Source organism: Paenibacillus sp. FSL R5-0486, assembly GCF_037975155.1.
GTDB lineage: Bacteria > Bacillota > Bacilli > Paenibacillales > Paenibacillaceae > Paenibacillus > Paenibacillus amylolyticus.
In genome coordinates, this window is record NZ_CP150237.1 from 6,494,003 (window position 1) to 6,517,756 (window position 23,754).

16 protein-coding genes are annotated in these 23,754 nt (G+C 46.5%); 4 read left to right on the forward strand and 12 right to left on the reverse strand.

Annotated features, from left to right (window positions below):
• Position 1 precedes the first annotated feature (1 nt).
• The 3 genes from MKY01_RS28815 to MKY01_RS28825 are packed head-to-tail and all read left to right on the forward strand — an operon-like array spanning position 2 to position 3,992.
• The gene (locus MKY01_RS28815) at positions 2-745 is read left to right on the forward strand and encodes a hypothetical protein (protein WP_339284444.1); all 744 of its coding nucleotides are present in this window, start codon (positions 2-4) and stop codon (positions 743-745) included.
• Positions 746-760: 15 nt separating this feature from the next.
• The gene (locus MKY01_RS28820; protein WP_339284446.1) at positions 761-1,204 is read left to right on the forward strand and encodes a hypothetical protein; all 444 of its coding nucleotides are present in this window, start codon (positions 761-763) and stop codon (positions 1,202-1,204) included.
• Positions 1,185-3,992 (forward strand): ATP-binding protein, encoded by a 2,808-nt coding sequence (locus MKY01_RS28825; RefSeq protein ID WP_339284448.1) that lies wholly within the window; start codon positions 1,185-1,187, stop codon positions 3,990-3,992. The genes MKY01_RS28820 and MKY01_RS28825 overlap by 20 nt, the downstream gene beginning before the upstream one ends.
• A 140-nt stretch (positions 3,993-4,132) precedes the next feature.
• Here MKY01_RS28825 and MKY01_RS28830 read toward each other — a convergent pair whose 3' ends face one another.
• Positions 4,133-4,720, reverse strand: coding sequence for a ComF family protein (locus MKY01_RS28830; RefSeq protein WP_339284450.1), 588 nt, complete (start codon positions 4,718-4,720; stop codon positions 4,133-4,135).
• Between MKY01_RS28830 and MKY01_RS28835 the strand changes: the two genes are divergently transcribed.
• On the forward strand, positions 4,700-4,906 hold the full coding sequence (locus tag MKY01_RS28835; RefSeq protein WP_339284452.1) for a hypothetical protein: 207 nt from the start codon (positions 4,700-4,702) through the stop codon (positions 4,904-4,906). The two genes, MKY01_RS28830 and MKY01_RS28835, sit on opposite strands and share 21 nt — an antisense overlap.
• A gap of 180 nt (positions 4,907-5,086) precedes the next feature.
• Here MKY01_RS28835 and MKY01_RS28840 read toward each other — a convergent pair whose 3' ends face one another.
• The 11 genes from MKY01_RS28840 to MKY01_RS28890 form a co-directional block, all read right to left on the reverse strand.
• Positions 5,087-6,229 carry a helicase-related protein gene (locus MKY01_RS28840; protein WP_339284454.1) on the reverse strand — a complete coding sequence of 381 codons (1,143 nt, stop codon included), beginning with the start codon at positions 6,227-6,229 and terminating at the stop codon, positions 5,087-5,089.
• A 1,204-nt stretch (positions 6,230-7,433) separates the two neighbouring features.
• A complete protein-coding gene (locus MKY01_RS28845) occupies positions 7,434-7,811 on the reverse strand; it encodes a hypothetical protein (RefSeq protein WP_036612497.1) in 378 nt (125 codons plus the stop codon).
• A gap of 357 nt (positions 7,812-8,168) precedes the next feature.
• On the reverse strand, positions 8,169-8,891 hold the full coding sequence (locus tag MKY01_RS28850) for a response regulator transcription factor (RefSeq protein WP_026081439.1): 723 nt from the start codon (positions 8,889-8,891) through the stop codon (positions 8,169-8,171).
• 7 nt (positions 8,892-8,898) lie between these two features.
• Positions 8,899-10,059: a sensor histidine kinase gene (locus MKY01_RS28855; RefSeq protein WP_074092506.1), complete on the reverse strand. Its 1,161-nt coding sequence runs from the start codon at positions 10,057-10,059 to the stop codon at positions 8,899-8,901.
• A gap of 47 nt (positions 10,060-10,106) precedes the next feature.
• Positions 10,107-12,830, reverse strand: coding sequence for a stalk domain-containing protein (locus tag MKY01_RS28860; protein ID WP_339284456.1), 2,724 nt, complete (start codon positions 12,828-12,830; stop codon positions 10,107-10,109).
• A gap of 231 nt (positions 12,831-13,061) precedes the next feature.
• Positions 13,062-14,288, reverse strand: a complete 1,227-nt coding sequence (locus tag MKY01_RS28865; protein WP_339284458.1) for a stalk domain-containing protein — start codon at positions 14,286-14,288, stop codon at positions 13,062-13,064.
• A gap of 116 nt (positions 14,289-14,404) precedes the next feature.
• Positions 14,405-18,187, reverse strand: a complete 3,783-nt coding sequence (locus MKY01_RS28870; RefSeq protein ID WP_339284460.1) for a SwmB domain-containing protein — start codon at positions 18,185-18,187, stop codon at positions 14,405-14,407.
• Positions 18,188-18,396: 209 nt separating this feature from the next.
• On the reverse strand, positions 18,397-19,599 hold the full coding sequence (gene metK, locus MKY01_RS28875; RefSeq protein WP_339284462.1) for a methionine adenosyltransferase: 1,203 nt from the start codon (positions 19,597-19,599) through the stop codon (positions 18,397-18,399).
• A gap of 255 nt (positions 19,600-19,854) precedes the next feature.
• Positions 19,855-20,127: an alpha/beta-type small acid-soluble spore protein gene (locus MKY01_RS28880; protein WP_017691962.1), complete on the reverse strand. Its 273-nt coding sequence runs from the start codon at positions 20,125-20,127 to the stop codon at positions 19,855-19,857.
• Positions 20,128-20,275: 148 nt separating this feature from the next.
• Positions 20,276-20,869, reverse strand: a complete 594-nt coding sequence (locus MKY01_RS28885) for a hypothetical protein (protein ID WP_036667757.1) — start codon at positions 20,867-20,869, stop codon at positions 20,276-20,278.
• Between the two features lie 135 nt (positions 20,870-21,004).
• A complete protein-coding gene (locus MKY01_RS28890; RefSeq protein ID WP_339284465.1) occupies positions 21,005-23,653 on the reverse strand; it encodes a hypothetical protein in 2,649 nt (882 codons plus the stop codon).
• Between the last annotated feature and the right edge of the window lie 101 nt (positions 23,654-23,754).

A 23,754-nucleotide genomic window follows, 5' to 3' on the forward strand; every position in this document is an offset into this window, starting at 1 on the left:
AATGGAACCAGCAATACTGACAACTGCAGGATTCTTGACAGAAAAGGTCGCTGAATCAGCTGCCTTGCATGAGACAATACAAAAACCACTGGAAATCAGCTATAAAGCAGCGGAATGGAACGATTCAGTAGAACTTGCACCTAGCCCAGTAACGATGGAGAAGCTAAACGTGCTGCTGGACAGTGAGAAGTATCGGAAGCTTAGTGAATTCCGGGAGCTGTCCCAGACTAATCCAGATACCATACAGAAGGCATATAACAATGTGCATCTTAAGGGGCAGATGGGCGAAAGCCTGATGGAGGCAAAACTCTCGCAATTCGGTGAGACGCGCTCCCAGATTCCTGTCCAGCTTGAGAATGCAACTTCAGGGAACCGGATTGATCTGCAAATAATGGAGTCCAATTCTAACCTGAGGCAGGTCGAGATGAATGTTCAGGGCGGAGAGATCACACTCGACCGTAATTATGACCTCATGAAAGGTGAATCTGCCTCCTTCGAAGTGAAGAATGGAGGGCTCCCCTATCTCAGGTCCGAGTTATTAAACGGAGAACTCCAGCAGCAGATTGCCGCAGGAAAGCAGATATCTGACCATTCTTTTGTTGTAATTAATGAGAATACAGCAAAAGCGCTGTTTCAAAATCCGGATCTGGCGGCCCAGGTGATTACGGAGATCCAGGAAGCAGGCGGTAAACTCATTGCCGGACTGCCATCCCAGAGTGTGCAACTGGCAATATTTATGAGCTAAAGGAGAGCTAAAACAGTGAATGAACAAATGACCATCCTCGTAGTTAAAAGTAAAGATATTGAGCTCAAAGAACAATATGGTAAATTCCAGGAATATGCAGCGTTGTCTGTGAGTCGGAAAATCTCTTTTGAAGAAAGAGTGGCTATCCTTGAGAGCATGGGCGACTGGGCCGAAAAAGTACAGCAGAAAATTGCAGCACTCTCCGAAGAAGGCATAGCTGTGGAACTCATTGAGGATTCGGTTATCAATCAGTTGTCCGCAGAGTCTGTCCGTGCAAAGCTTTCGAACGGTCTGTTTAATAAAGCTGAATTGAAGGACCTGCTACAACATCAGGCCCATCAGCTTCCTGAAGAATTCACCGACCTTTGCATTAGCCTCTTAGATCAACTTGGTCAAGATGAATACATCCTGTTCTGGAATATGGGGGAGCTGGAGGCACATGCCCTACTATCGCATTAGACAATTCGCTGTACAAGACACTCGAGAGAGTTATTATGTGTACCAGGGAAAAGAAGAGGTCGAGGTTCAACTGAACGAAGGATATTCGGCGGTCCGAGATATGCTTGAGTACCTGCATTATGCAGGCACTGAAGGACGGCCGGCTTCGATTGTAATTTATTATCACGAAGAACAGCTACATTATTTTGTTCATATGGACGAAGATGGAATGCAGGCGATACTGCAACATTGGGTCCCACGTTGTGATTGGGTGCAGGAAGACTTTGCGCCAGACACCTCTTTTGCCAAAGAAAAGATGACGCTTCGAGGTTCCACTTCTCCGTTAGTTTTGAAAGAACGCGAGGAAAATCTGCTGGATGAGTTGATTCGTGCCCTACCGCGTGAGACCTTTCTGCTTCAGATTAAGCTAGGTGTAGCAGACAACGATTCAATAGCCGGGCAGATCAACCTGCTTGAGCAGACGATCAATGATATGACACAGAAGGCAACAGTACATATCGGGGAACAGAATAAGCTGTTTGATCAAATTAAGAAGACGTTAATGGGTGGAGATAACCGTTCCTATGAACTGGTGAATATTAATGTGAAGCAGCAACTGGACATTCTGGAGAATCACCTCTATACCTTGAACAGCCAAGGTGCGGTCTTCAGCTCGACTGAGTTTACGGTCTATGCCGGACAAGGGATAGCTTCGTTAATTGCCTCCAAGATGGAGGCATTCACGAGACGTTCCGGTTCGCAGTCGTTACACAGGCTGCGAAGAGCACAGACTTCTTCCCCTGTAGAGTTCTTGAACTATGTCAATGTTAACAACCTATCAGCACTACTAGCATTCCCAATGAGACCCGTCCCGGGCTTCAAACAAAACCGCAGAGTGACTTTCGGCGCGGATATCTCAGATAGTGAAAATAATGCCAAGAATAGGATCAGCCTGGGCCGCCTCATCCTTGAGCACGAAACCCGAGTCCCTGTGAGCCTTCCTTTGGCCGATCTCACAAGACATGTATTTGTGGCAGGGGTTACGGGAAGTGGTAAAACAAGTACGATCAAGAGTATGCTGATACAGGTCTATGAGCAGAAGAAACCTTTTCTGGTTATGGAGCCTGCAAAGACGGAGTACAAATATCTGGACACGGCTATTCCCATGTTGAAAAGATACATTCTCGGCATCGAGGGGGCTTTCAGCCTGAAGATCAATCCTTTTGCCTTTCCTGAACATATTCATATCCAAACACATTTGGACCATTTGAAGTCGGTGTTTATCGCCGCATTTCCAATGTACGGGCCAATGCCGTATATCTTGGAGACAGCTTTTTATGATATTTACCGCCGTACAGGATGGGACTTCATTTCCGGACGAAACATTCATGAATCCGGTTTACATAGGGATCAACTGTTTCCTACACTGGAGGATTTAAACGGAGCCATTGATTTCGCTATTGAAGCGGCTGGTTATTCCGTGGAATTATCCAGTGACCTTCGCGGCGCGCTGAAGGTTAGGATTGGCAGTCTGTTGAGTGGTGCCAAAGGGAACATACTGAATTGCCGGAGTGGAATATCCATGAAAGAGCTGCTGCAGACACCGACCATCATTGAGCTGGAACATATCGGAGATGACCAAGAAAAGGTGTTCCTTATGGGACTGCTACTCATTTCAATCTATGAGTACTATGTGTCAGAAGGTCTTCACAGCGAGGATCTTCAGCATTTGCTGGTAATCGAGGAAGCACACCGTTTACTCACAAATGTACAAGTCTCTGGCAATCAGGAGCAGGCTGACATGAAGGGCAAAGCCGTAGAAACCTTTAATAATATGCTCTCGGAAATCCGTACCTACGGGCAAGGCATGCTGATTGCCGATCAGATTCCAAACAAGCTCTCGCAGGATGTTATCAAGAATACCAACCTTAAAATTGCCCATCGCCTGTTCGCCAAAGACGACCGTCAGGTCATTGGTGATTCCATCGGTCTCCAAGAAAATGAAATGGAGGAGCTGATCCGTCTGAAGCAAGGAGAAGCGGTTATCTTCCACGGTGATGTGGATAGGGCAATGAAGGTCAAGATCGACGTAGATGCGGCTACACTGGCCTCCAACCGCAAGGATGTACAGCGTCCTAGTGTCGCCTTGTTTAGTGCGGAGGATTATCTGCTGCAGCAAGACGGTTTTAGAGAGGATTGCTACAGGTTGATAAATACCTGTCTGTTGTTCCCTGAATTGCAGTCTGCTGCAGAGCAACGTTTGGCCGAGATGGCAGAAGAACAGTTTGGACTGCTGCTGCCTGTCAATCATAGCTATTGGTGGAGCAAGCTTTTGGAACGGTATTTCAAATCCAAGCTGTTCACTGAGCAAATCCCTTATATTAAGCTTATTCAATTATTAGAAGAAATAGGAGCAAGTGTTGATCCACTTGCCTATATGGTTCATAACACCCAGGGGCTGATCCGAAGAAAAGGCATGGAGCACCCGATGCATAAATTCTCTGCGGTTTATAATAAATACCAGTGTTTTCGATTCCTGCTGCCGGTCAGCGTTCAGGAGCTTACGAGTTTTATAGCCGCACTAAGTAAGCCGGCGCACTATGAAAGCCTACTGCTGGTTGATCAACTATTAAATAAATCCAATATGTCAAAAAATATCTACACAGAGCTTATGAATCCCGATCATCGCAAACAGTTATGCAATGCAATGATGATTACGCAATTTGGTGATCAACCTGATCTGCTCGATTTATTCTTCGGAGTAAAAAATTTAAGTCCCGAAGGATGGATTGAAAGACAAACATACTAAAATATAAACAGTTACTGTACAGCAAACCTCATTTTAAGGTCTGCTGTAATTAATATTAGATAAGCCCATGGTTAATTTTTGAATTTCGCCATGGGCTCCTTTTATTTATTAAGTACAATTCTCAGCCTATGTTTCAATTCCTAGGATCGCGCCAAGGTCAGTGTATAGATCTCAATGGGAATATCCCTAGACAATCCTATATCTAAGATAACTCTCCCACACGCGTTCAGGGTGCTACCCGTTGTGTATATATCATCGATCAACACCAAACAAAGTGGGGATGAGTGTACTCTTACAATATTAGAAGCTATTATCCCCCTATAAAGCTCCCTCAAAATATCAATTGCCCCAGGACTTATCGAAAATGCCTCCTTCATAGACTCAATTCGCTCGCCACGTGATTTGAAGCTTTGTTTGGTGGTGTTGATCTGGCGCTGCAACAGATCAACGATAGGTAGGCGGCAGGCGGTGGCGAGCCCAGCAGCCAGCCGCTCCGCCTGATTGAAGCCACGCTCGGCCAGCCGCTCGCTGCTCACCGGGACATAGGTGACCGCGTCAGGCCGCCATTGCGGCTTCGTTTGTTGAGCAAGTGTGGCGGAATAAGCCACGGGGGCTGGGGGTTCTTTTGCCAAAGCAGAATTCTGCTCCTCACTCATCGCTTGAAAGGCTTGAATCAACAGCGCGGTTAGGAGCGGCGCGTATCTTTCATGGCCTCGAAATTTGTACATGCCAATCCATTCTCTCATAAGAGCGTTGTACTGTACGGCGCTGCGGTTGGCGATAAAAGAACGGTTTTGCATGTGTGGACGAGCACAGTCCGGGCACCCAACACCCCGACCACAACGCAGGCAACGGATGGAACGGATCCATGGAATCTGCTTCACACAACGTGGGCATATGCCTGGATAGGTTGAAGACAGAATCGCTCGAGTGCCACATGTCAGACAAGTCGCTCCCGGTGGGGCGAGCAGGTGATGGAGACGCTGGGTCAGGTGTTGCGCGTGATCGGATATGTTACTGAGCCAGTTGAACATAGGGGGCATACCTCCAGTCTCGGGAATGTATTGTGATATGTGGATACGAACTGGGCAAAATTATGTCTTGGATGGTGGATGCAGGTAGCCTTTGCGACGAGCGATAGCGTTCATTTTCCGAATCTGGGCAACGGCCTTCACCTGTGAACGTGTCCGACGAGATGATGCAAAAACCACTCTACCCGCCGGGTCATCCATGGAACGCCCTGCTCTACCCGCCATCTGGACCAGTGACGCTTCATCAAAGAGACCATTGTCTGCATCCAATATAAAAACATCACTGCGCGGAATGGTCACGCCACGCTCCAGAATTGTTGTCGTTACGAGTAAACGAATTTTACGTTCACGAAAGGCTATAACTTTGCTAGCGCGATCAGGGTCCTGAGATGAAGTTCCTTCGATATGGATTCCGGGAAAGGTACGACGCATTAGATTCACAAACGCCTCAATCTGGGCAATACGTGTTACAAAGACAAATACCTGGGCGTCACGCTTCAATGAAATTTGGATGTTAGTCCTCAAGGCAGAAGGAAGATTTCGTTTCTTAATACATTCAGCAACGGTAACCATCTTGACCAATCTTGGCACGGGCAAAGGATGACGGTGGAAACGTACTGGAACTTTGGCATGATTGAGTTTCCCCCGTGCTGCTTCCCTCTGGAGCCGAGCAGGCGGTGTGGCAGATAGATAAACAAAATTCCCGTCCGGCTTACAGGAGGATGCTGCCGCGTGAGCGAGCATGGGATCGTTGTGATAAGGGAAAGCATCCAGTTCGTCGATGATGACGAGATCAAACCCCTGATAAAAACGCATCAGTTGATGTGTGGTCGCAAGCGTGAGCTGAGCGTCTTTCCAACGTTCGTCACTGCCTCCGTAAAGGGTAGCGAGTGAGGTGTCCGGAAAAGCTTTGGCCAGACGCGGGGCTAGCTCCAGCACCACATCCCTGCGCGGCGTAGCGACCAGAGCTCGTCCACCGCGGTCCAATGTATGTTGGAGCAGGGGGAAAATCATCTCGGTCTTGCCGGCCCCGGTCACGGCCCACAGCAAGAACCGCCCCGGCCCATCCCCTGCGGGCGGCCGGGCCAAAAACGCAAGCGCCGCGGCTGCTGCCGCGCTCTGCGCTGCGCTAAGCCCCCACCGGGCGAGCCCGCCGCCGGTGGGGGCCAAGGCCGTGCCACGCGGTGCTTCGCCGCGTCGTGGCACGGCCCCTTGCGCTGCACTGCGTAGTAGCAGCGCACAAGCACGGCTGCGCCCGAGCGCGAGGCAATCCTCGCAGTAGGCGCACGCCGCCAGGCCGCAGGCAGCGCAGGGCACGCGCTGCCTGGCTTCGCTGCCACAACGGTGGCAGCGGGGCGCGCTCCGCGCGCGTCCAAGCCACGCGTGCCGACGGCGCGTGGCAGGCCCTTCGAGGGCGGCTGTGATACCCAGCCGCCAGTGCAAGCGCGCGAGCTGCGCAGCCGCGCGCCACTCCTTTGGCGGCTGGGCGGTATCCGCCAGCAACGCCTCCGCCTCGGCCGCCAGTAATTGGCGGCCGCTGATCCGCTCAGCCAGCAGGGCCGCGTCCCGCTCCAGCTGAGCCCACTGCCCGGCGGGATACGAATCTGGCATCCCGCCTACCAACGCACCACGCACAGCGACACTCCCCGCTGTGCCTGCTATACCTTTTCTCGCCTCAACTTCCCCCGAGGCCAATTCATACACATCCAGCTTCCGCGCAAGATAACTCTGCCATTCGCGCTGGCCCCACTGATCCATACCTCGCTCCATCCCAAAATGTTCAACCAACCAGGACGCCTGACTTAACGGTAACGCCTTGTCTAAAAGCAACCAGCGCAGCACATGTCGCCCACTTCCTCCCTCTAGCCACCAAGCCACATCCACTCGAATATCGAGTGATAACACCATGCTCCACCCTTCCCCCACACGGCATACATACAAAGCAACCTTCATTTAATCTCCTCCCCCATCGTACTTTCTCCTGAACGCAAAAAAAAGCACATGCCAACCCGGCTGTTCGCCGGAGCATGTGCTTCATGTCCATATTCCATCTTCGTATGATCAATCTACTTATCACTATACCAATTGAATCTTTACATCACAAGGTTAGTCACACAACATGATCCATCACACCAATTCTGCTAATAACCAGAATCTTTCTATAAAATTGCGAAACTTTTTCCAATCTGAATCGTCTATACTTTTAAATTAAGAGTTCTGACTTCGAAAAGTTTATATTAATACTCATGAACTCGTCAAAACCCAGACAATAACCATAGATTGCATAAAAACCCATTTTTAATTTAAAAGCAGACTTGGCTACAATTACAAAAAAAGACTACAGCTTCTGCTGTAATCTTTTCACTGTAGATCTGCGAAATGCTAATCCCATTTCCGTTCACATGATGATTTATTGCTCTGACTCACGCAAATCAATCAGGCGAAACGTGTGATCGGTCTGTGCTACCCGTTCAATATCAGCAGGGACAGCAGGCAGATAAGATGTCTCCATGCCTTGCCTTTGCATAAGCTTTTCAATAATCGTAATCGTTTCCGCTTCTGTACGATCAGCAACAACGGTTAATCTGAAGCTCTTACCACGGTATAACAATTCCCGGCAAAGTTCTCTTACAATGCCTTCGATCCGCCCTGCCTGATTGGAAGGGATGAGCAGAATCTGCTCGAAACCTTCAGATTCCGGACGGGAAAGATGGCGCTGGTGCATGGCATGAACGGCCATTGCCGCCAGGAAGTATATGAGCAGAATCATAGTCAGATGAGCAACCATGGCAACTGCACCTCCTCGGAAGGTCATGCTCACCCATGGCGAACATCCCTGTATACAACAAGTATATGCTGTACTTCCTGAAGGGTTACACTTGCATTTCCTATCACTCATATTCCACGCTGATCGACACCGGACGAAGAAAGACAGGCCAGGTCATTCATTCACGCCTAAGCTTGAACATATGTTCCGCACAGCCTTACACTTTGCTCATTTGCAGTGATAAAGTCCATTAACCCGCAGACCAATCCAACATTCTGGAAAGGGCGCGAGTGAACACCAATCTATACTTCGTCTAGGTTGAATCAACCAATGGACTGACTTACCATAAGAATACTGCTTTACGAAAAACATAAGGTATTAGAGCGTAACCCAACCATATTTGATCGAATTGATAACAGCTTGCGTACGGTCGTCCACTTCCATCTTCTGCAGAATGCTGCTGACATGGTTTTTTACTGTTTTTTCACTGATGAACAGGAATTCACCAATCATTTTGTTGCTCTTACCTTCTGCCATCAAGCGAAGCACTTCAGCCTCACGTCGTGTGAGCGGGTTATTGTCGCCAGCAACAAATTTAACACCTGCTTCCTTCGAAGCTCCTTCACTCATTGCCCCTGTTTCATTAAGATACGTCATACGACGCAGCTGCATGATCAGTTTGCCTGTTACTTTCGGATGTATGAACGCATGTCCCTCATGCACGGAACGAATCGCATTGATCAGAGACTCTGCCTCCATATCCTTCAGCAAGTATCCGTTAGCCCCTTTACGAAGCGTCTCGAATACATAACTTTCATCATCATGAATGGACAAGATAATCACTTTGACATCAGGGAACAGCTCACGCAATTTCTCCGTTGCTTCAACCCCATTTTCGATTGGCATGTTGATATCCATCAATACGATATCAGGTTTATCCTGATTGCAGAATTCGAGCACTTGAATACCATCGCCGCATTCGCCGATGACCTCAATGTCGTCCTCCATATTTAAAATGCGTTTCAGTCCCTCACGGAACAGCTGATGATCATCAGCCAAAAGAACTTTAATCGATGCTTTACCAGTATCACGGTTTTCCATCATCCTGCTACTCCTTTCCCTTATCCACGTTTGTCGGGATATGAATCACTATTTTGGTTCCTTGATTTTCTCCGGATTCAATCTCTATTCTTCCTTCTAACAGTTCAACCCGTTCTCTCATCCCAATCAGACCGAAGTGGGTATGATCCTTGCTTTTCTTCGCAAGAAGCTCCGGTTTGAACCCAAGCCCATTGTCCTGAACGACAATTTTGACGAGCTGAGCCTGGTATGTAATTTCCACTACAACATAAGTGGGATAAGCATGCTTTGCAGCATTCGACAGACCTTCCTGTACGAGGCGGTAGATTGCAGCCTCCATGGCTGAAGATAAACGATGTTCCTTTCCTCTTGTTTCAAAAAGCGACCGGATTTTCGTTTTTACCTCAAAATCCTGCACATACTTCCGAAGCGTTGGAATCAGTCCCAGATCATCCAGTGCCATAGGACGCAGATTGAAAATAACTTTTCTCATTTCTTCAAGACTGGAACGAACCTGGCCTTTCAAATCTACTATTTCGGCCTGGACCATCTTAAAATCCTGCTTAATGAGCATTCTTTCTACAATTTCCGTCCTAAGCACTAGATTGGCGAGCATCTGCGCAGGCCCGTCATGAATCTCACGAGCAATACGTTTCCGCTCTTCTTCCTGGGCCAAAATTATTTTCAAACCAATCATTTGTCGATTTTTGGCAGATTCGATGATCCGGGTCACTTGACCCAGTTCACCTGACAGGTACTCGAGTACAACACCCATCTGCGAACCGATGGTCTCGGCACGCTCCACAGAAGCTTCCACATTTTTGGCACGCTTCTGCAGATCATCCCGACGAGCCTTCAGATACATTTCCTTCTCACGATAAATCATCAGATCCAGCTGCAGCTGTGTTGCTTTCTCGTACGCCTGCTTGATATCATGTTCGGAATAACGGACAAAGTCGCGGCTAACCTCAGTCAGCCGGATCCGGGAACGGCGGTAGTTCAGCTCCAATTGATCTACTTTCTCGATCGTTTCCGCCGTTTCCTTCAGCACCGACTTTAACTCCTCGTTGAGTGTTTTCAGCTCATCGCGAGTTGCGTCCATAATTTCGAACATTTGATATTTGCTGTTTTCCATGACTTGTATGGCGTTTTTAATGACGCGGTCTATGGCATCGGCTTGTAAATCCACGTTTGTTCGACTCCATTTCTATCGTTTCCGGTATATATCATACCATATCACGATGAGATGGTAACGGTCTTCGTTTTCTGTTCCCATTTTACAGTCAGACCAAGTTGCTCGGAAACGAGTCTGAGTGGGACTAAAGTCCTACCACTCGTTACGTATGGTGCAACAGTTGCGCTCTGTCTTTTACCATTCAGAATGAATTCTTTCTGCCCTACAACCAGATCAATCAGCTTGCCACCACGTAATACCGTGATCCGCTGATTTTTGCTATCCCAACTCGCCTGACCACCAAAAGCGTCCAAAACATGTTTGATTGGCACATACGTGGTACCATTTTTCAGGACCGGTGCTGCATCAATCACTTTTTTCGTTCCGTTCACCGTCATCGATTTCTGTCCAAGCACAAGCGAAGCTGTACCCGTAGGCAATCCGACTTCACTGGACTTGGAAGGCATCGTGAATGCGATGTTGTCAAAAGCAACCGTACCTGATTTCGCACGCTCATCCTGACCTTCCTCCACGTTCACCACATAGACCCGCTTCAGCTTCGCCGGATAGGAGATGTTCAGTCCGTTCAGGTCCACACTCAGCTTCTTCCACCCGTTCCAGTCAATTGCCTTGGCGAGATCGGCATATACCGTTTTGCCATTGGCATCCGTAAATTCGGCACGTAACCAGTTCAGGCTTTTATCTCCCATAACATCCATCGACATCGATGTAGCTGCAGCAGACACCTCTCTACCGGTAGAGCCATTCAGTTGTGCATAAGCGTACATTTTGCCTGTTCCAGCAGTCATATCATAACCGAGTTGCAGTACATTGGAGCCGGCTTTTTCACCAGTTCCTGCTGTGACTGTTGCCGTACCAGTTACACCCGCTGCGTTCGTTGTGAAGTTAATCGGATAATTCACGTTCTCGAAGTTCTCCCAGATCGTTTCACTTGCAGAAGCCGAGAGTACTACGACTGTGCTGTAACCATCATAACGACCAATCGCATATCCTACTTGTGCACCAGAATTAACGGAAGATACCGTTAATTGGTCAGCAGTAACTTTACCTTTGAACCCGATAAATTCCCATGTCAGCGAGTCTGCCGGAACCGTAACACTTTGTCCACTCTTCGTTGTTGCCGTTACAGGAATGGACATCGTTGTGCCTGCTTGGAGCGAACCGAGGCCCGATCCTGCTGTCAGGGAAGCCAATTCACTTCCACCCAATACCGATACTTTAATCGAGGATGAAGCTCCATTGCTCGTTGCCGTCAGCGTTGCTGTGCCTGGCTTCACGCCTTTGATTGTACCGTTGCTGACACTCACGATGCTGTTGTTGCTGGACTTCCAGGACATGCTGATATCGCCTGTTGCGATCGGGTTGTAGTAGGTGTCATATCCTTTGGCTGTGTACTTGCCCTCTTGACCCACCAGCAACGTTTGGCTACCACTCACGGCAAAGCCCTTCAGTTTACCTACAGGAGCCGTAGAGAACACACCTAGCGTGTTTACAACCTGACGTTGCTCGGTGCCATACTCTGTGTTGAACGTCAGACCAGCGGTTTGCTCACCTAGCGGACGTGTTACCATTGTTGTGGAGCCGCCTCCATCCAGGTTCATGCCTTTCCAGACACCCACACTGGTCATAAAGGATTGCAGTTCCGTCAGCGACATCCCGCTGCTGTTACTGTTTTTCTCCGCTGCGATGATGTAGACATACCGACCATCCTGGGAGTATCCTACTGCCGTTCTGGCACGAATGCCACCAATGCCGGAAGATGCGATATCACGGGAAAAGGAAGCTGCCTTTCCACCGTTCACCAAAATGGTATGACCGCCAATCATCATCTCCAGGTTACTAGGATCAACCGATTGCCCGGTTGTTTTGGCTTTTAACTTGTAATCCGCATCCAAGGTTTGGCCAACGGATAGATGGCTCATGATCCATGTCGCCGCTGTTCCATGTGCACGCAAAATGTACCCATCCTTCGGCACCGTCATGTTTAGCGCTTTTTTATCCGAGATTTGGGTGATTACTCCGTTCTGCACGAGAACCTCTGTTGGCGTTGTGGAAGGATCATTTGGTCGTTTGCTTGATGTCCATGCCGGTGTATAAATATACATCGAGTTGGCATGACTATACTTCACCGCACCCGACTCTACCGTATAATCCTCTTTATTTATCCCACGCAAAGCAAAGGTTGAACCATCCTGTGCCTTCACTGTTCCGTCAAAAGAATACTCATCGATCATCGGTTTGCCATCCTTGGTCACCGTGAGGGCATACATGCCTGACAGTTCGGAAGGTGTGGAGACCAGCACGCCATCGGAGACCTGTCCACCAATTGGCGAGAGTTCCCCGGATACATTGAAGTAATCGCCATTTACAGCAGCTACTGCACCATTTTCCTTGGCCATGGCACCTGTGCTCTGTTTACTGTTCAGATTACCGCCCTTGCCTGTCATTACATCCAGCTTCACATACGGGTTCTGCAGATCCACCTGGACTACATCCGCCAGTACGTTGACCTTGGAACCGGAACGTGTTGTTGTATATCTGTATTTCATGAGCTTCGCACCCGAAGTCAGAATTTCTTCACTCAACTTGCTTGTATTCGTAGATGCTGCAGCGGCCACCGATTGCCACGAAGTGCCTGACCACATCTGCCCGCCTGCGCTCATCACCGGTGCAATCCAGATCACACCCGCCAGCGTCACAATCGCCCATTTCTTCACCTTACTGCCCTTAACGTCTTCCAGCTGTTTCTCATGTTTCCCCAGCATGTCTGAAACGTCTCTCCCATCTTGTATATCAATCTTAGACATCACGAACACTGCCAAGTAGGCAGCCGATAGCGAGATCTCTAGTATACTCTTCTATTAATAGACTACTTTTTGTGAAAAAAGTTACGCCCCCAGCTAACTTTGAGGGGATTCTTGGCAAAAAGAAACCCATGTATGCAATTAGCTACTCATACATGGGAATTTATCTGTATACTGATATTCGTTATATTTTCAATTTAACTCTGGGAAATGAATTTCGGGTAACATTCGATTGGGGTCCTCTTCGTTCTCACTAATGTCATGATCATAACTATAATTCCAGTGCCCATTGGCGTAATCGAGGTAGATCAGCGACTCATATATAGAATGGTTCTGCTCTATGTTCTCTGAGATGTAGCTCCATTCCAAGGTTGCATGAACAACAGCTTGGTTCTCCCCAAGAAACACGACTCGTTCATTAGACATATGATACGTAGTGTCTCCATACTCAAAGGAAGCTCTTGTAATGTGCTCCCATGTTCTCCATTCATCAACTGCATTTGCGTTCATTCGTTCAATATCAAATGGCGAAGTGTATTTATACGTTAAATCAAAGTCTTTCTGATTAAACGCTCTATAATATTGCCTGAGGTCAGATAGGACATTTTGTTGCTTCTCATTAAAATTCTCTTTTATCGTATGTACAGATTTATCGATATCTTCTGGAAGCGTAGTATTACTGGAAAGATATCGATCCTGAAGTATTTTCCACATATTATTTTCTTTCTTAATTCTGAATACGATCTCATGCTGGTCGTCCATTACCTGATTATTATGAATATAAGTAACGTACAATAATGCCTGGTTCGCAGATTCATATGTAATGCTTGTGATATCGACATTGTAGATTCGATCAGGGATTTCGCTCACTTGGGGTGCTATCTTACTATCCGTCAAATAAGATCTCTGCATATGATCTGAAGCTAGTAGTTCTACAGTGAAAGCTCTATCATATGTTGTTATCAAATCAAGTATCTCTTTCTCTTGACCATACCCATACTGCACCATCCACGCCGTATTCGACTTTTTATCATACTTAACCGCATGCTTGGTTAACCAGGCGGCATAACGGATAGGTAAAAAGAATTTTCCATCAATCTGAATACCTGGCCTTTGTAATTCGTAGTAATCTCCCGATCCACTAATGTAACCATCGTCCGGTAGAAAGATAAATTTTGATTTCCCGATCTTAACTGAGATCTCTCGATCTACCACTGAGTAATCCGCTTGGTACCCCATTAGTTGAATAAACTCTCGAAACGGAACATACACCGTTCCTGATTTTGTCATCAGTTTAATATTTGTTGGCTTTTCATTTACGTACAGTTGTATGGATTCTTTATTATCTTGAGCATACGCCAGTGATGGTATAGATATTAACCCCAGAACGAGGACAAAAACTAGCATTTTTTTAAGCAAATTTACACCCTCTATCCATGAAATTTATGACTTTATAATATAAAGAAGCGAAACCAACCAGTTGAACTTATTCCCCTGATCGATTTCGCTTCACTAAGATAAAGAGCTAATTACTATTATAGATATCCTAATTTGTCCAAAACCCGCTTCAACATCACTGCTGCCTGTGCACGAGTTGCATTTCCCTGAGGTTCAAATGTTCTGGCTGTCATGCCTTGAATGATTCCCTCCTGCACCGCTTTGGCAACAGAATCCTTGGACTGGATTTTGTTGCTGTCCTTGAACTTGGATAGAGTGGTAGCAGCCGAAGATTGAAGAGAGACTGTTTTCCCACCGTAGTTCATCGCACGTACCATCATAAGTGCCATCTGCTCACGCGTAATGGGACGATCCGGCTTAAAGGTACCATCGGTATTTCCTGTAATGATTCCCGCTTCAGCAGCAGCACCGATATAGGCACTTGTCACACTACCGCTACGAACGTCCTGGAAACGACTTGCTGCAGTAGGTTCTCCATTCAGTCCTAGACCTCTAGCGACCAATTCAGCAAATTCCGCACGTGTAATGTTCTCATTCGGTCGGTAGAAGGAACCACCCGGTGTGTTAATTATCCATTTGGCAGAGAGCTCCTTAATGACCTCACTAGCCCAGTGTGACGCCGTATCCGGATAACTAACGATGTTGTTAACAGGGACTACCGACTGATTGCCATTCAGCTGTCCTTGAACAACTACACCACCTGTCGTATTTTTAAAGGAACTAGGTACATTGGATAACCTAAATGTAACTGGATCAATATACGTAAATCCAGATGTTACACTCGGGGTATTGGCAGCCAATTGCATAGCCAGTTGGCTTTTGACATTCTGATCTACACGTTGATCGCTTGTTCCATTACCGGCATACAAATATACGTCCGTATAGTTGCCAAGCTTCTGTGCTCCTGCACCTGCAATCAAGCCTTCCATCGTCCCCGATGAAGACACAGGTACCGTCTCTAACTGAACGTATAAGGATGGAACCGCTGCTCCTGTCGTTGTACTTGTGTTTGACGTTCCTACACTCCGACTCATAGCCGCCATATCTAAATTAGACAGTGGCACCGTCCAGAGAAGATCGCCATATTTCACACCAATAGTGCCTGTGCGATAACTTGCAGCAATCTGAGTCAGTGCATTCAATGGGAATCCAACATACGCAGCCGATTCACTGTCCGGAATCTCAAATATCACCGGCTGAGTCAATTTCCCGTTTGCTCCAGCGTATTCAAAGGACTGAATCAACTTGGTTGCATCCACGTTGAATTGACGAGTCGGCCGATTATAGTGGGACATCGCAGACACAGCAGAAGCCGTAGTATTATTCATCACAAGTAAAGACTGACCATAGCTCGCTGCATCCAATTCCGACAACCAGGAAGGACGGTTTCCCGACTGATTATTGTTCGAACTATTATTCGTCTGTTGTAACGTAAGTGGACCAAATGCTGTTATCGTGACATTCGACGCATCCCGTAACGGCACTGCCCCAGGTACATAACTCACCGTTCCCGTCTGAGTAGCTGTCGATGTTACTGCTGAAGTATCCACTTTCAACGTCACCACAGAGCCAGAAGCTGAAGCAGACAATACAGTTGTGTTTGAATTACCAATCACTACACTGAACTGAGATGCTGTTAGTGCAGTCTGGGACTGGATTGAATCACGGAAATTAATTTGAACCGTGTCTCCCTGAAGCGTAGCCGACAGGATTTTGCCATTTCCATATGTGTACGTTACTGGAGTCAGATTGAGATATCCTGCTGGGTTATTGTTCAGATCCGTTAATCGCAATGCTCCAGGTACATATGATAGAGATATATTTTGTGTATCCCTCACCGCTGAAGCCAGCGTTAACGTAACCAGATCATTTTCGATCTCAGAATCATTAACGAAGACTGGCTTACCATCGACCAGAACAGAATATTGGCTGTTGAGCGGTTTATTCGTCGTGTTCAGTGGTTCATTGTAACGCATCCATAACTTGTTACCACTCACCTCAGCACTCTTAAACTCAGGTGGTTTGGTATCAATTGAATTGCGGACATAGAAGCCGCTGAATCCAGCAAGAGCCTGTCCACGTGTATCTTTTACGGGCCATGAACCTGGCGTGTATGCAACCCGAACGACTTCACCATCCGTAATCGACCGACTAAGATTCAATGTAACCACAGAGCTGCCATTGATTGATATGCTATTGATGCCTACAGCCGACTGATCCGCAGTTACACTGAATTGTCTTGCTGCATCACTTGAAGTGATATATACCGTCTCAGGATAGTACAACGTCATTGTACTGTAATACACGTTACCTTCTCGCGGCTTGGACATGACAGAGTCTAAACCGTTCTCCACATCTCTTGCGCCAAAAGCAGCCGCAGCGTTGGAAGACTGATCTGTAAGACGATTACCTGTAGTACCGGGTGCATATGCGATCCGCACAACCTGTCCTACCGCTACACCCGTATCCAAGACAACATATACACTGTCACCTGAGATATAAGTGGAACTGACATTCCTCTTTTCACCATTTACAGTTACAGCATAAGTACTACTCAGCGAATTAGTGCTGTACAGCCACTCATCATAAGTCAGGCGAATGGTGTTATTGCTATGCATCTTAGCATTCTTCAACACAGGTGCAGTTGTATCTGCACTTAATGTTTTAAAGGCCCATGATGTAGACCCATTAAGGCCTGTGAATGTATTTCCTGCTTTATCACGAAACGTATTGGCTGGGATGTCTACCACATAATTCGTGTTGCTGTCCAATGCGTTCGCAGGTGTAATCAGCAATTGTCTATTGTTTGCACTATTAATGGCTGTCTTGGATGCAACGGTTGCTCCATTTGATTTTTTGAGCGTTACATTCTGAATGTAATTCGGATCAAGTTCTTTGTTGAACGTAACTGTTAAATTTCCCGTCAAAGGTGCATTGGTAGTACCGTTTGCGGGAGATACAGTAGATACCATGAGGGACGTCGGATCGGATATGATATTGAATCCCCAAACATTCCCATTAATTGCACTGATATCATTCTCATTGCTATCCCGCAAATAACCTTCTGGCATTACGATGTAATATGTAGTGTTGTTGTTCCAGTTATTCGTGGGAACGATCGTAATCGTATTGGTTCCAAAACCTGTAATTCGAGGTGCTCCTGCGTTTACTGGAATCTGCTCAAATACAGTACCACCAACTCTTCCCTGATAAATAATGAGATTCCCTCTACCTGCGGTTACAGGCTTATCGAACGTCATCACTACCTTAGTTGAAAGGGATACCATTGCTGCGTTATCAGGAACTCTACTCACAAGAGAAGTTGAGCCTAGCCCCAGAGCACTGAAGGTCCACTCTTTGTTAGTCAGTCCCGGAAATGCAGTATTGTCCGCGTAAACAAATGATTTATTATCTATCTCTACGTAGTATGTTGCTCCCGGTAGAGTCTTGCCCAGTGTAATCGTCACTCGTAGGCCAGTAGCTGGTACAGGTGTGTTGTCCCCAGCATCGGGTGTCGTAGGGTCTGTAATCGGTGGTGTGGGATCAACCACAACTTGGTCACTGGATACCAGCACCGAACCCATCGTTGTATTGTCATCCAAACGCTTAATCAAGATTGAACTTTGTGTACCAGTTGCCTTCTGAACAGGTTTATCAAAATCAATAACGAATGGTACTGAACTATCGACATTCGTTCCTTTCACCGCAGGAACAGTATTCGTTATTCCATTTGCACTTAATGCGTGTGCAGCATATGCTTCCTGCTCGACTCCACTCCAACCCGTAAGCCATCCTTGAGCCGTCAGCATAACAATTAAGATTCCGAGCATGCCTTTTCTTGCAATTCTCTTCAATTTCACTGATCTTCCCCCTTATCTGCATTTCTTCTCCTGTCTGATGTACAGACCTCATTATGTATTTCGGTTAGAGAAGGGATTTCATTTAGTTATTTGGGGATTTATTCCATAATTTTTCCTTTGTCTATGACAAGCAGTGAAATCGATGGAAGCACAAAAAAGCCCTTAATTCCTTTAACGGAATCAAGGGCTTCATTACTTTTGAATCTAACTTACAAACCTGCTTGAGATTTCAAAAGGTCTACTTTGTCCACTTGCTCCCAAGGTACATCCAGGTCTGTACGGCCGAAGTGACCGTAAGCAGCGGTTTGTTTGTAGATTGGGCGACGCAGATCTAGCATACGAATGATGCCAGCCGGACGAAGATCAAAGTTGTTACGCACAAGCTCAACCAATTTCTCTTCGCTGACTTTGCCAGTTCCGTATGTATCCACGTTGATCGATACCGGGTTGGCTACACCAATCGCGTAAGCGAGCTGGATTTCAACTTTGTCTGCAAGACCTGCAGCTACAAGGTTTTTCGCTACGTAACGTGCCGCATATGCTGCGGAGCGGTCTACTTTTGTTGGATCTTTACCAGAGAACGCACCACCGCCGTGACGTGCATAACCGCCGTAGGTATCTACGATGATTTTACGTCCAGTAAGGCCTGCATCTCCCTGAGGTCCGCCAATGACGAAACGTCCTGTTGGGTTGATGAAATATTTAGTCTGCTCATCCAGCAATCCAGCTGGAACGACAGGCAAGATTACATGTTCTTTGATATCTTTTTGGATCTGCTCCAGCGTAGTCTCTTCAGCGTGCTGAGTAGACACAACGATTGTATCCACACGTACCGGTTTGTCACCGTCGTATTCAATCGTTACTTGCGTTTTACCATCCGGACGAAGATATTCCAATGTACCGTTCTTACGCACTTCCGCCAGACGACGCGCGATACGGTGGGACAGTGCGATTGGCAAAGGCATGAGTTCAGGTGTTTCGTTCGTTGCAAAACCGAACATCAAACCTTGGTCACCTGCACCAATGTTTTCTGTTTCACGAGCAACTTGTTCCGGGTCACGGTTCTCAAGCGCTGCGTTAACGCCTTGGGCAATATCAGCGGACTGCTCATTCAGAGAAGTCAGAACTGCACAAGTGTTATAATCAAAACCGAACTTGGCACGTGTGTAGCCAATATCCTTAATTGTATTACGAACGATGGACGGAATGTCCACGTATTCAGAAGCTGAACTGATTTCACCGATGACAAGCACTAAGCCTGTGGCTACGGAAACTTCGCAAGCTACGCGAGCATTGGGGTCGTTTGCAAGAAATGCGTCCAATACGGCGTCTGAGATCTGATCGCAGATTTTATCCGGATGTCCTTCGGTTACAGACTCCGATGTAAATAGATGCCGGCCTTTAACAGACATGAAGTTTCAACCTCCCATAACTAGTAGTATGGCGATTGCCCGAACAAAACATGACAGCGATTCGTTCACTGTACCCTCGAAGCTTTCCAAAATGGAATAAGGACGCAGAGTCCGCAGTACCGAAGATAAGGATTTTTCAGGTAATTGCCTCAAACGAAAATCAACCTTTCCCTAGTGGAAAAGGTTGCATACCTCAAGTGCCATCTTAACGTATTTGTCAAGACGTGTCAAACGAAATGGGGTAAGGAAAATGCCCTATAAGTGCTGTTCTGCCTGGCGAATTAGCCTTTTCGTGATCTCTCCACCAACCGATCCATTCTCGCGGGAAGTTAGATGTCCCCACCCTTTGTATTGCCCATAGGAGTGATCACTTACTTCACCCAGTTCAGATCCAAATTCTGTATCCGCACCAGCTAAACCTCTACCACCATAACCTACATTGAGACCAAACTCTGCAGCAATCTCATACTTCATCTGATCCAGCATTTGACGACTTTCGGGTACCACTTTACGATTGCTTCTAGCCATGATTCCTGCACCTCCATTAATTGATTGTCAACAGTTATAGAGTGAGCAGGAACAAGGTTGGCTAGCCGTATTAATGTTTGTTAGAACTGGGTAATCTGAGCAAATGAAATGTAAGACTAATGAATAATTCCTTTAACAGCTACAAATCCTATTTCAGAGTATATCCACCACGAACCATTACAGTTAAGCTGTATTTGTTTCCTTCCAATACCGTGATCCCCCGTCCATCCCTTGGAAAAGAGAGCAGGTGATTGGTCGGCGCTGCCTGTCCATTCGTCAGATCAATCCCGTCCGTCAGATCAGCTACGCCATTCGTACCTTCACTGACGATCACAGCTTTGCCGCTACGTACAATGAACTCCGCGCCAGACTTACCGATCAGCTGTTGACCCGGCTTCACGGTTACGATCTCAACGGCTTCAGAAGCGCCTGAGACCAGTGGAGGAAGTGATGTATCTCCACCTGTGCTACCGGAGTTCCCGGTTCCTGTAGAGCCAGTGTTGTTACCATTTCCTGCATTGCTGTCTGTTCCCGTATTGGTACTTCCTCCTCCAGTCGGGATCTTACCGCCCAAAGCCTGTTGGATCTGCTGATCTACATAACTCTTTGTTACAACCGGATCATCTGCTGTTCCTGGTTGGCTTGTACCTGCACCGATGGCTGTATTACTGTATACCGACCCAACCCAGACGCCAACACCAATGGCGAGCGCAGCGAGGGATACTTTCATATAAGGTTTCATGTGAATCATTTTCCTCCTCTGGTAATCTATTAACTTTAACTATAGAGAAAAAATAGACATGCGACAAGCAAAACCTCGCTTCCGTAGATGTGGAAGCGAGGTCTTAGCTTTAAAATATCTTAATTTGCGTACAAATTACCGATTATTATTGGGATTATTAGAACCCTCTTCCGGGAACTCCGGGATGATCGGTTCTTCTTTAGGCAGTTTGGATACATCGTAACTATAGCCTTGTTCTGCAAGACGAATTCGTTGACCTTCGAAAACATCATACAAGGCTACGCGATATGATCCACCACGTATTTTATCAAATACCGTATCATCAATACTCCAGTTCAGCGTCTGATTAATACCTGTCTTCAGATCAGTTCCTGGTGTGAGCTCTTTATCAAACACTTTTCCTGACCCATCAGTTATAGATAAAATCAGCTTGTGTCCGTACTCTCCACTATCCACAGCTTCCTCCTGTGTTAAGGAGTAGATCATCTCGATCTGTACTGCCGTTCCACCTGTAAGGTAAGCTTTAATATTGCTGCCCGAGAATTTGAAAGGATACAAGTCGATATCATTCAGAGAAGATAGAACAGATAATGATTTTGGCTGTACTTCAAATGACATGGCATTAACATAAGCCGTTGCATCACCTTCACCGGTGACAAATTTGTTGTCAGCAACCCCTTCACCTACAATCAGACGCATATCAGATAATGTTTTCACACTCTTCGGCACTTTGGCCCAGAACGTAACGATACTCTTCTGACCTGGTCCCGGTACACGGTTTGCCTGCTTAGCTGTTGCTTTGTAGTATTGACCATCTGCTGTTTTGTAGTATCCTACCAACTTCGCAAGGCCACTCTGACGCAGAGACTTATTCGTCATCTCGAATTCAGTGTATACAATATCGGACGAAGATCCCGGATACACATATGTTCTGCGTATGCCCAGCTCCGTTTCTTTATCTGCAGTTCCTTGAGTATAGGTTTTCCCTTCGCCTACATAAGAGAGGGGCTGAATTAAACCGGACGTACTAAGAGTAATCCAATCGTTCTTTTCTTCTTCACTTACTTTCTCCTGCAAAGTTAATTCCAGACGGCTCATATTGAGTTCAGATGGAATCTTCGTCAAGAGATAAGCTTCGGTGACCATGCCAGAACCTAGTAATTTGCCGCCTTCTGCACGAATCAGCTTCGTATCTCCATCAATGCGTGCGGAATCGATTGTAAACATTGCTTCCAGCTCAGGCAATTGAACCGTTTTGGTCGATGCATTACGGATGGTGACCTTGGCAGCAATAATATCACTGTCTGTCCATGGGAGCCGTTGCAAGGAGCCTACAGATACACCGAATGTACCTTTACTATTCTTAATTACTGTTTCTGTCGTAAGTCCATCTCCACTTGTTACGGATTCAGGAATAGCATAGATGCCAATAGGATAGGAGAACTCAAAGCCACTCGTGCCTCCACCAGACGTTTCCCCTTCTTTGCTCTCATCTTTGGTTGTAGGTGTCATCGCATATAATTTGATTTTGCTGGTATCCCCATTCCCTTGAATCGTAGAGCTCAGTTTGATCGTTTTAGTCGCACCTGGCTTCAACTTCAGATCATCCAGTGCCTTCGTCTCGATCGGATAGGAAGTACCATCTTCTGTACGGATCTCTAATGCGTATTTGGGAACCTTAACTTCTTTTTTCCCTTGGTTCTTAATGACCCACTGCATCGTTAGATCAAACTCTTCGTCCTCACCACGGACACGAGCAGATTCCAAAAGAGTCGATACAGGTTGTCCATCAATCGAGATGATATTCGGTTGATTGGCTGCTACGTTTACATTAGTTTGACTAGCTTCGGGCAGCTGTAGTGCAGCAACTGGCAGAGCTGTCTTCTCTTCACCTTGTTCTTCCACAAGAAGTAATTCAGACTTTTCCAGTTTCAACGCTGTAGGCAATGAAGCCATTAAATTTAACGTTTTGTTGGCCTGTGCCTGAATGCTGACACCTGTACTATCCTTATCCGGGGTCAATGGATAATTCGTACCACCTGGTGTACGTAGAATCCACTTGATGTTTGGATTATCCAACAGCTTGTAACTGATATTATTCAGGTTTACGCCAACTTTGACGTATTGCTTTTTATTTTCACCCGGATAAACTTTAATACCAGAGACTTTAACCTTGACGGCTGAATCACTCAAACGAACCGTCTTCGTTTTGCCTACAGGTGTAGTGATGCTATATGAAGCAGGAACATTGAATTTCCCCAACGTGCTTTCATAATTTGGTTTACTGAAATCCCATTTTACAATCAGGAAGTTCAGATCACTTAATTTCACTTCACGTCCAACCTTCATAACATATGTGAGATCCACCGTGGAACCAGGTGATACTGTCTTCTTCTCTTGATCCTTGGCGATCAGTTTCGGAGAGAAGCTTGTTCCACCTTTTGTTTTCACTTTGCTCCAATAATCGAGCATCATCATTGGTGTGCTGTCATTATTTTTATACGTCAGTGTATACGTCACCGTATTTCCGTCGTCTTGCGACAAGATATTGACGTCTGTTAACTTCACGGTACTACGTGCAGTTACTTTGACCGCAGGTACCTTAGCCAGGGTATGTACGACTTTATTCGTGGTTGTTGTCTGTTGCTTCTTTGTTGTTGCGCTGTTATTTGTAGCAGGTTTACCTGAGTTAGCTGGTGTACTTGCTGCAGCTACTAAGCCTCCACTTGAACTGATGAATAACATACTAGTTATCAAAGTCGTTATGACCTTTTTATGATCCACTTCCAAACCTCCCATAAGTTGCTTGTTGCTTTATAGTATAAACGTTTGGGAAGGAAAGAAAGTTACGATGTTGTTGGATTTATTACAAAGCAATAGTTGCT